Here is a 9,962-nt window from a genome sequence, read left to right as displayed (position 1 = left end):
CTATGCCTTCCAGTGATTTGTTTGACGCACAAGATGCAGCTTATAAGGAGTCTGTTCTACCTAAAGCTGTCACCAAGCGTTTGTCTGTAGAAGCTGCTGCTAGTTTCGGCTGGCATAAGTATGTTGGTAGTGAAGGTGATACTGTTAGTATCGACACTTTTGGTGCTTCGGCTCCTGGTGGTGTTTGTATGGAGAAGTTTGGCTTTAGTGTTGATAATGTTTTGGCTAAGGCTAAGGCTTTGTTGGGTTAATTAGCAACTAAATATTCTCTTAAGTTTTTATGGGGTGGGCTGAAAGGTCTGCCCTTTTTTTAACGCAGAGGGGCGCGGAGAGGAATTAATTATAATTGGGGTAATGAGTTTATATATGAAGGGTAATTATGCAGGAAGTTTTAAATTACAATCAGGAGTTACACAATCGAATCTCGCCAATTGTGGAGAAGTTGATTCAGGGTAATAGTTTATATCAAGTTAAGTTAAATCCACGTGAAATGATCGAAATGTTGGTACAGTTATTTGGGCAGTTTTCACCGGAAGAGATGAGGGAAATTAAAGAGGATGATTTGACAGATAGAATTGATAGTATTTTAATGTTAGAGTCAGTTTCTGGGACTTTGAATGATTTAACACCTGAGCAGATAGAAATTTTTGATGCCGTGGTAGAAGGAAGACCGCTCAAGTGAGTTATTTACTAGATTCAAATATTGTTTCTTACATTTTGAAGAAAAATGCCACCGTAGACAAGAGATTTAGGGAAGTTCGCCGTCTCAGACAAGATGTATTTATTAGTTGCATAACTTACTATGAAGTCAAACGAGGTCTTTTAGCTATCAATGCTAGTAGACAGTTAGCTGAATTTCAAAAGTTTTGTCAAATTTATCAAGTGTTATTAATAGATGATTTAGAGATTATTGAAAGAGCCTGCGAAATTCATTTGGACTTACAACGCCGAGGTTTCACTATTCAAGAGCAAGATATATTGATTGCAGCAACTGCAATTACACGCGGCTTAATTCTAGTCTCTAATGATTCTGATTTGTTAAGAGTGCAAGGTATTAACTTAGAAAATTGGGCAAAAGCAGAATCTTGAGTTTGGGGACTTCCAAATAAAAAAACACCCAACCACCTAACGCAAGAAACCTCTCAAACTCTCATGACTCTGTGTCCTCTGTGTCTCTGTGGTTTGTTTATTTGGATAATTTATTTCTTGGAAATCCCTTGAGTTAATATAATTCCTCACTTAACTTGCATCATGAGGACGGGCAAGATGCCCATCCCACAAAATGTTCAGTAAATCTGATGGGTGCAAAATAGATGTGTTTTAGTTTAATTAGCGAGGAGTGTGTGAGTGTTTAAAAAATTGCGAGGAGGATTACTGGTTGGGATTGGCTATATGCTTTCTCCCCTATCGTGGTGGAATGATATATTTTTTAATCTACCGATCGCACTGTTGTTTGGTTATCTGGTAAGCTGGGCTAAACCTAATTGGTTTTTACCCTTCACAATCATTGGCTATTGGCTCTCCAATGTGTTGGGAATTGTGATGATGCAAATGGGAGCGATGGATATGTTCATTACAGAAGAGAAGCGGAACCTTAAAAGAGATTTACTGCTGGGTTTGGGTGGTTCCACTTTTTATACAATAGTGGTTGCGCTGCTAGTCTATTTTCATATTCTGGAAATACCTGATTTTCTGCTAAATCCATGATAATCTGGGCTAACTTCAAAGCTAAATTTTTGCATGGTTGCTATAAAATTTCACTGAGAATTGATACCAATTTTTCAATATGTGCGGTTTCATGAGTAGCCATCACAGATATCCGTATCCGACTTGTAGGGACTGTGGGGGGACGAATAGCTGGGGCAAAAATGCCTTTACTTCTTAGCTGTTTTCCAACTTTGAGTGCATCTGCTGCACTGGGTAACTGTAAACAGATTATGGGTGATTCTGTAGGTAATAATTTCAGGTGGGGTAATTGTTCTGTAATTAACCTTTTTAAATAATCCACATTTCGCCATAGTTGCGTCAGACGTTGCGGTTCTTGTTGTACTATCTTAATTGCTGTTAAAGCTGCGGCGGTATCTGCGGGTGAAAGTGCGGTAGTGTAAATCCAAGTGGGGGCGCGATTTCGTAAATAATCTATTAGGTTGGCACTTCCTGCTACATAACCACCTAAACTGCCCAAGGCTTTACTTAATGTGCCAATTTGAATTAATATTTTACCTATGCTGTGAAAATGTTCTACGCATCCTGCACCAGTTTTTCCGAGTACCGCAGTACTATGTGCTTCATCTATGAGCAGCATACAGCTAAACTCATCTGCTATATCTAATAATATTGGTAATGGACATAAATCACCATCCATACTGAAGACGCTATCAGTAATTATTAAACAACGTCTGTAGTTTTGGCGTTGCTGACTTAGTTGAGTTTTTAACGCTTTTATATCACAGTGGGGATATTCCAGGAATTCTGCACCGCTTAAAATTGCCCCATTTTTCAGACTGGAATGATTATACTGGTCAGATAAAATTAAATCACGTTTACCGACTAAAGCCGCGATCGCACCCAAATTTGCTAAATATCCTGAACTAAATACTACCGCATCTTCTGTTTGTTTCCAAGCTGCGATCGCCTGTTCCAATTCCCGATGTAATTCCCGGTGTCCACTGATTAATCGAGAACCAGTACTACCAGTTCCCAATTTTTCAGTAGCATAAATTGCCGCTTTAATCAAGCGTTCATCCCCAGCCAAACCCAAATAATCATTACTAGCAAAATTAATCACCTCTTCCCCAGCCAAAAGCACAGTAGCACCGGGGCGACCGTCGATTGTCTGTACACAGCGATACCAATTAGCTTTATGAATAGTGGCTAGAGATGCTTCTATCCAACTGTAAGGGTCTTGAGACATAGGGAGCAGGGGAGCAGGGGAGCAGGGAGCAGGGGGAAAGAGAATTTTGCAGTTTTTGCACGGATGCACAGAATGATAACTAATTAGGCGGACATGATAACCGCTATACCAATACCAATAAGAATAGATGCAATCCTGAAAACTCAGACTTTCTTAATTACGAATTACGAACTACGAATTACGAACTACGAATTACGAACTACGAATTACGAATTACGAATTACGAATTACGTATGAGTAACTTCTTCGCTGCTGCTAAGATGAGCGATCGCTTGTTTAATCCAATCTTCTACGTAAGCGTCTTTTGTGAGTCCAATATCTTCACTGACTACGTGTAAGGCGTGACTAACTTCATCGGCACTATATCCCAAAGCAAAAAGAGTCATTTGCACTTCTTCTAAAATTCCTGGTGCGGGGCCGCCTGTGGCGACGAAAAACCCTGCCGATTTGCGCCATTCGACTAACTTAGTTTTTAGTTCCAAACAGATACGTTCTGCGGTTTTTTTGCCCACACCAGGGGCTTGAATTAAGATTTGGGTATTGGCAGCGATAATGGCTTGGACTAAATCTGGGACTTCTAAAGTGTCCAAGAGTGCGATCGCACTAGCAGTACCAATACCGCTTACAGTCAGCAATTGGCGGAACAAATCCCGTTCTGCGGGTGAAGCAAAGCCATAGAGAAACGGCACTTCATCACGAATTTGCAGATGGGTAAAAATTTGGGTGACTCCGCCCAACTCTGGCAACTGTTTTGCCAAGCGTTGCGGAACTTGCAAATCATACCCCAAGTTATTCACTTCGAGAGTCAACATCATGCGACCCCCGCCAATTGCTTGAATACCAGCGACAATCCCTTTGAGATAGCTAATCATTCTAAGAAACCGAAATGTTTTAAACCTTCGAGAATTCCACCAGCACAAACAGCTTGTGCCAGGTAACGATAGTTAGCGGGATACTCGTTGTGCCACTGAAGTAACTCTGGACGTGCATTCCCAACTATGATTCCCCGTTCCTCGCCGACAGCGAATAAAGCAATATCATTACCTGAATCACCGCAGACAACTGTTTGTTCTGCTGCAAAGCTCCACTTCTGACGGAGGAACTGCATTGCCTGACCTTTATCGCTGGTAAGAGGCACAATGTCAAGGTCAATACCGCTACTATAGATTAATTTTATATTTAATTTAGATTTTAGCAACTCTGCTTCTAGTTGCGGTAAGATATTTGCTGCTACCTCTTGATGCAAGAAAAAACTAACTTTAAAAGCTCGTTGTTCTGAATTTGGTTGCAGTTCTAACTCAGGAAAAGACTGAGCGATTTTTAATACTAATTCCCCATCCCATCCAGATGAGAGGATTTCTGACCAAGCCGCATCAGGGGTATCTTTACCGTCTAGATAAATTTCCGTACCCACAGAGAGAACCAAAGCATCCGGTTCCATGAGATTTTTTTCTTTTTGGAGTTCGCGGTAAAGAATAGGCGATCGCCCCGTAGCATAAACAATTTTAGTGCCGTATTCTTGGCGATGTTGACCAAGTGATTTTGTCAGTGTGGCTAAAGCGTTGTCATCTCCTACAAAGGTGTTATCTAAATCGGAGACAAAAAGAAATGGTTTCATGATTTTGATGTATCCCTAGTTAGTAGTTGCAAAAATACCTGACAATTTAAATATTGACTAACAGCAATCTGAAAACACGAATCCTTCATAATGGGTTCCGAGTTAATCTACCTTATGTATGCTGATTAGTACAACCTATTACAAAAATTATTGTTCAGTTTCAGGACAGCAACCATTGCTACCAACACTACCCCACAGTAGCCACAGACCTCTCGTAAATAGCCAAACTTTCAGCATCACGGACTGATAAAGTGCGATCGCTTCTGACCCAAAAACCGTATTTATCCCCGTAAACTCTATCACAGAAGAAGCAGAAAGGAAGCCAGCCCTTAGATTGTGCGTAGAAGGAGTGTCTTAAATAGAAGTCCCGTCTCAGTCTTTTCCTATACCTTTATGAGTAAATATGGCTACGCCACGCCAGCTACAGAAACCAAACCGGATTCCTATAGTATGCTAAGTATTGATTGATGCACGTTCATCTGCATCCATCCCCTGTTTTCGGCCCTTACAGCACTTCCGGCAGCTATGAGGTACATCCCCAAAGCTGAAAGCTATGATAGGAGAGGGACAAGGAGAAAACTGTATTGCATAATAGCCGGAAGCGCTGTAATACCTCAGAATTTGGGAATGCTTATATTTCATCAATGAAAATAGAACTACAGTTTTGGGAACACTAGGTCTATCATAAAACTTCACAGGTATTGGTCGATGTCGAAAGATGAATCTAACCCTAGTATGAAAAAGACGTTAAAACAAATTAGATCCCATAGAACTAGAAATGAATTTGACCAAAGTACCTTGGGGGAAATGGTACTTCCAGAGGGAAGTAAGCACCAATTATCGGAAGCATCTCAATTACTGCATCAAGGAGTTCAACAGCAACAAGCAGGTAACTTCACAGATGCGTTACAGTCATTAAAACAATCATTACAGATGTTTCAGGCTGTTGGTAATATAGAACAACAGCAACAGGTACTCTGTTTTTTAGCGCTCATAACCTACACATCCAGTGATTACAAAAGTACAATTTCTTATTCCCAGCAGTGTTTAGAGTTGGAAAAGAAAAACCAAAATTTATCCATACGAATACAAATACTTTCCCATTTGGGTAATGCTTACCGTCACCTAAACGACTATAAACAGGCAATTGAATATTTGCAAGAGTGCTTAAAAGTTACCCGTGAAATGTCAAATCAACGGAGTCAGGTTGCAGCATTAAATAATTTAGGATTGGTGTATAAAGCTGCGGGTAAATTTACCCAAGCAATTGAATATCAAAAAGCCAGTTTAGAAATTGTTGAAGAACTCCAAGATCATTGGGGTATGGAACAGGTATTGAAAAATATCGGTAATACTTATTATGCTTTGGACAATTACCCACAAGCGATCACTTACTACGAAAAATGTGTCAGAATAGCACGTTTACTTAACCATATTCGCAGTGCTTCCAAGTTACTAAAAAATTTGGGCTATGCTTGCTATGCTACAGGCAATTACGGCAAAGCTATTCTGTATTATGAGGAGCGTTTACAATTAGCCAAAGAACTGCAAGATATACGTGGTGAAGAACAATCTCTTAGCAGTTTAGGGTTTACTTGTGAAGCTTTAGGTGACTATAAAAAAGCAATTAAATATTATGAAGAACGTTTGCTTTTAGCTAGAAAAATTAAAGACCAACGCATTGAACAACAAACCCTTAAAAGTTTGAAATTTAACTGTGAAGCCTTGGGTGATTATGTTAAAGCTATGCAATATGAAAAGGAACAATCTAATAATTCGTAATTTGTAATTTGTAATTCGTAATTCGTAATCAATGATGCAGAGAAATTGCTAACTAATTACTGTACTTTCTCCCTCAACCAAACACGGAAGGATTTCAATAAAGCAATTTCACCCATGTGTTTTATCTGCTGAATAAATCGACTGATATCACTAACTGAAATTAGGGGGAAGGTAATACTAAAGCTACACTCAATATATTGCCCTTCTAGCAAATGATAAAATTTTAAATCTTGTCCGTTATATGTCCACAATTCAGTCACACCCAGTGCTGCATAAATCCCCAATTTATTAACTGAACTACTGGTAATGTCAATTTCAATGGCTAAATCAGGAGGAGGATCTGTTTCTAAATTTAGTGTTTCCTGACCTCTAATAGCTGGTTCATTTTGAATATAATAACAATTATCTGGTTCTATACCTCTATTTGCTAATCGCCGCTTCAGTGTTGTGGAACCAGCACTTATAATTTCAATATCTAATTCTTCAGCTAAAGCAATAATAAAATTGCCAAAATTACTTTTAGCGTTTTCATGTTCAAACAGTGGGGTCATGATTTCTAAAGTACCGCAGTCATAAGCAAGCCGAGAACCTCTATCCTCACCTGTATCTCTCAGCAAAGCTTCAAAGGTTTCCCAACTGATGTTATGTAAAACCGTTCTTTGTTCAGCAAGGGTTGACTGGACAAGCATATTAAGATACCTATTCCATGACAATATTAGATAAAATTGCTATAATTTTACCTATATTATTAATATAGTATTCGCTCAAGTCGATATCTACCAATTGCTTCGTAAGTTTTAAAAATTTCCAGTTAGTACCAGTGGTGACAGTTCCGTAAATTGTAGAAATATCATTCCCCTCTCGTTCATTAAACAATTGAGCAGCTATCATTTCCGCTACACACTGTCCTAAACCTGCATTGATATTTTCTTTTTTAGCTTCCACAATTGTGATGACTGGAGCATTAACAATTAATAATTCTGACGAACGACTAATAATAAAATCACAATTACCATTTAAACCTTGTGCAGTATCTACAGTAAAATCAATTCCTGAGAATAAACTAATTTCATTGTTTAAATATTTTCTGACAGCTATTAATATTGGTGCAATGATCATTTCTGAACGAGATTTTTCAGTATTACTAGCCAGTCCTAAAGGTATATTTTCTCGTAATATTTCTGTTAAAAGTTGCGGACATTCAACCTCTGCAATAGATGCAAAAATATCAACTTTGTCTGAGATGGTTAAACCAAACTGTTTTCTAACTTTGTCGAGGGTAAAATCACTGTATGACATTTAATTTACTGCTGTAAATTCAAGTAAATCATATATTAGACTATAACTAAAGATTCATCCTCTTTCCAAGTCAATGAAGGTTCAAGTTGACCTGACTCAGCAAATGTGATTGCAGCTAGTAAACATTCGAGTAAATCAACACACATTTTTACAGGATAATTGCCTGCTTGACCTCCAACTACTAATTCTTCTGTATCCTTAGATTTTGAGAATTTAGGTGAAACAAAAATAACTTTATCTTTATGAGTGTCTAGATTATCTCTTTGTTTTTTTAATTCATTATAGAAATGAAGTACAGTGATTTGATTTTTAGAAGATATAGAAGTCTTGATATCGTATTTTGGCTGATGTAAAAGAGTATAAAAACTCTCATTATCTAAGGTTGCAGTAACAATATATTTTCCTGAATTACCACCCCCAATACTCATATAAGCTTCATCATCACCCAATGTGACTAATGTTTTGGTCTTACCATCTAATTCACCAATAGCTTCTTCAACTTGACTGAAGCTGGGATTTTCAATTAAATAACCTTCATTTTTATTACCAACCCATTTTTCTACAGATAAGTTTGATACAAACATTATTGCTTCCTTTTCTTTGGGGGTGTAACTTTAATTATTTTACTGCCACTGGGACTAATAATTTCTAATTCTTCTATACCTAACTGCCAAGCCATAGAATTTACACCCCCTCTTAAACCACAAGCGTCACAAAGGTCTCTATCTACAACTAAACGGGCTTTTATAGCTGTAACATCTGCATCTTTGGCTTGTTGAAAAACATCAGCTTCTGCATGAGTTTTAGTTATGGGATTGACTTTAAAAGTTATTTGGCGAGGATAAGGATTACTACCAGAATTAATACCAAAAAACTTTTGACCATCTATTTCTAGTTTAGCAATTGTTGATTTATCTGTCTTACTACCAGTAGGAGGTATACCAAGTTTCTGCCGATATTCACGTAGTTCATCAAAAAAACTGTCCGTTGTGCTTGGCCTTTAAATTAAGTTTGCTATCTGTTTTGCAGTATAGAACTTGGCGCGAAACATCAAAAAGGTGGGAATTACCCACCTAATCTTTAAGCAAGAAAACCAGCAAAAAAGTCCAGAGTTTCTTTCAGCGCTTTGATGAAAATATCAATTTCTTCGCGGGTGTTATAGAAAGATAAACTTACTCGTGCGGTTCCCGGTAAACCTAAGTAACGGTGTAATGGTTGAGTGCAATGGTGTCCCGAACGAATTGCTACACCTTCTTGGTCTAATAATGTTGATAAGTCGTTGGGGTGGACATCTGCGGCTGTAAATGCAGCTAATGCAGCCCTTCCTTCCCCCTTGGCGTTGGGTTTGGGTCCGTAAATTGTGATTTGGGGTATTTGCTCTAATTGTTGGAACAAATACGCTGTGAGTTCGGCTTCGTAGGCGTGGATTTTATCCATGCCAATATTACTAAGATAATCTACTGCCGCCCCCAGGGCGATCGCTTCCGCAATTGCAGGAGTACCGGCTTCAAATTTATGGGGTAATTCTGCGTAGGTAGAATGATCTAAATACACATCGGCAATCATCTCACCACCACCGAAAAATGGCGGCATTGATTCTAACAGTTCCAACTTACCATACAAAAATCCGATGCCAGTGGGGGCGCACATTTTATGACCGGAAGCAACTAACCAATCACAATCGATTTGTTGCACATCCACAGGCATATGAGGTACACTTTGGCAAGCATCAACTAAGAATTTTGCACCGTATTGGTGAGTAATTTTGGCAATTTCTGCTACTGGGTTAATACAGCCCAAAGTATTAGAAACATGACTGACAGCAACTAATTTTGTTTTGTTAGAAATCAGGTTTTTGAACTGTTCTAAATCAAAACTTCCTTCTGGTGTCAATTCCACAAACTTTAACACCGCACCCGTTTTTTGTGATACAAGTTGCCAAGGAACAATATTACTGTGGTGTTCCATCACCGACATAATAATTTCGTCCCCCGCTTGCAAATTGTTCATCCCCCAGCTGTAAGCTACCAGGTTAATGGCTTCACTGGCGTTGCGGGTGTAGACAATTTCCTGACGTGACGCAGCATTAATGAATTTAGCTACTTTATCTCGCGCACCTTCATAAGCATCAGTGGCTTTAGCACTTAGAGTATGAGCGCCACGATGCACATTAGCATTATATTGTTCGTAATAATCCCGTAGGATGTTTAACACGAACAAAGGTTTTTGGGAAGTAGCTGCATTATCCAGATAAACCAACGGTTTCGAGTTAACTTCCTGATGCAATATCGGGAAATCAGCGCGAACTTTATCAGCTAGGGTTTTGGTAGGGGTGAAAGTCATTGGTAA

Annotated in this window: 13 protein-coding genes and 1 pseudogene; 5 read left to right on the top strand and 9 right to left on the bottom strand. The window is 38.7% G+C overall.

All coding sequences use genetic code 11. The annotated features are described in order from the left end of the window. The 4 genes from VB654_RS19940 to VB654_RS19925 form a co-directional block, all read left to right on the top strand. On the top strand, positions 1 to 251 hold a 251-nt coding region (locus tag VB654_RS19940), incomplete at its 5' end, for a transketolase-like TK C-terminal-containing protein (protein ID WP_416235700.1). Between the two features lie 128 nt (positions 252 to 379). After that, positions 380 to 682 carry a hypothetical protein gene (locus VB654_RS19935; protein ID WP_323215542.1) on the top strand — a complete coding sequence of 101 codons (303 nt, stop codon included), beginning with the start codon at positions 380 to 382 and terminating at the stop codon, positions 680 to 682. Further along, positions 679 to 1,089: a type II toxin-antitoxin system VapC family toxin gene (locus VB654_RS19930; RefSeq protein ID WP_323215541.1), complete on the top strand. Its 411-nt coding sequence runs from the start codon at positions 679 to 681 to the stop codon at positions 1,087 to 1,089. The genes VB654_RS19935 and VB654_RS19930 overlap by 4 nt, the downstream gene beginning before the upstream one ends. 258 nt (positions 1,090 to 1,347) lie before the next feature. After that, the gene (locus VB654_RS19925) at positions 1,348 to 1,707 is read left to right on the top strand and encodes a hypothetical protein (protein ID WP_323215540.1); all 360 of its coding nucleotides are present in this window, start codon (positions 1,348 to 1,350) and stop codon (positions 1,705 to 1,707) included. A gap of 40 nt (positions 1,708 to 1,747) precedes the next feature. Here VB654_RS19925 and bioF read toward each other — a convergent pair whose 3' ends face one another. The 4 genes from bioF to VB654_RS19905 form a co-directional block, all read right to left on the bottom strand. Continuing rightward, positions 1,748 to 2,914: an 8-amino-7-oxononanoate synthase gene (gene bioF / locus VB654_RS19920; RefSeq protein WP_323215539.1), complete on the bottom strand. Its 1,167-nt coding sequence runs from the start codon at positions 2,912 to 2,914 to the stop codon at positions 1,748 to 1,750. A 227-nt stretch (positions 2,915 to 3,141) separates the two neighbouring features. Next, a complete protein-coding gene (ruvA, locus tag VB654_RS19915; RefSeq protein ID WP_323215538.1) occupies positions 3,142 to 3,786 on the bottom strand; it encodes a Holliday junction branch migration protein RuvA in 645 nt (214 codons plus the stop codon). Beyond that, positions 3,783 to 4,532, bottom strand: coding sequence for a sucrose-phosphate phosphatase (locus VB654_RS19910; protein ID WP_323215537.1), 750 nt, complete (start codon positions 4,530 to 4,532; stop codon positions 3,783 to 3,785). The genes ruvA and VB654_RS19910 overlap by 4 nt, the downstream gene beginning before the upstream one ends. A gap of 147 nt (positions 4,533 to 4,679) precedes the next feature. Further along, complete coding sequence (locus VB654_RS19905; protein ID WP_323215536.1) at positions 4,680 to 4,835, bottom strand: hypothetical protein; 156 nt, start codon at positions 4,833 to 4,835, stop codon at positions 4,680 to 4,682. A gap of 405 nt (positions 4,836 to 5,240) precedes the next feature. Between VB654_RS19905 and VB654_RS19900 the strand changes: the two genes are divergently transcribed. After that, positions 5,241 to 6,314 carry a tetratricopeptide repeat protein gene (locus VB654_RS19900; RefSeq protein WP_323215535.1) on the top strand — a complete coding sequence of 358 codons (1,074 nt, stop codon included), beginning with the start codon at positions 5,241 to 5,243 and terminating at the stop codon, positions 6,312 to 6,314. Between the two features lie 56 nt (positions 6,315 to 6,370). Here the strand turns inward: VB654_RS19900 and VB654_RS19895 are convergent, their stop codons facing one another. The 5 genes and pseudogenes from VB654_RS19895 to VB654_RS19875 form a co-directional block, all read right to left on the bottom strand. After that, a complete protein-coding gene (locus tag VB654_RS19895) occupies positions 6,371 to 7,003 on the bottom strand; it encodes a Uma2 family endonuclease (RefSeq protein WP_323215534.1) in 633 nt (210 codons plus the stop codon). A 10-nt stretch (positions 7,004 to 7,013) separates the two neighbouring features. After that, entirely contained in the window at positions 7,014 to 7,613 is a 600-nt protein-coding gene (locus VB654_RS19890) for a hypothetical protein (protein WP_323215533.1), read from the bottom strand. A 35-nt stretch (positions 7,614 to 7,648) separates the two neighbouring features. After that, positions 7,649 to 8,197: a hypothetical protein gene (locus VB654_RS19885; protein WP_323215532.1), complete on the bottom strand. Its 549-nt coding sequence runs from the start codon at positions 8,195 to 8,197 to the stop codon at positions 7,649 to 7,651. Beyond that, positions 8,197 to 8,574 (bottom strand): annotated as a pseudogene (locus VB654_RS19880) (deaminase); the annotation flags it as partial. The pseudogene VB654_RS19880 and the gene VB654_RS19885, both read right to left, overlap by 1 nt. Positions 8,575 to 8,693: 119 nt before the next feature. Beyond that, a complete protein-coding gene (locus tag VB654_RS19875; protein WP_323215531.1) occupies positions 8,694 to 9,956 on the bottom strand; it encodes a SufS family cysteine desulfurase in 1,263 nt (420 codons plus the stop codon). Between the last annotated feature and the right edge of the window lie 6 nt (positions 9,957 to 9,962).

The organism is Nodularia sp. UHCC 0506, assembly GCF_034931045.1.
GTDB lineage: Bacteria > Cyanobacteriota > Cyanobacteriia > Cyanobacteriales > Nostocaceae > Nodularia.
This window is presented reverse-complemented; position numbering and strand designations above follow the sequence as displayed.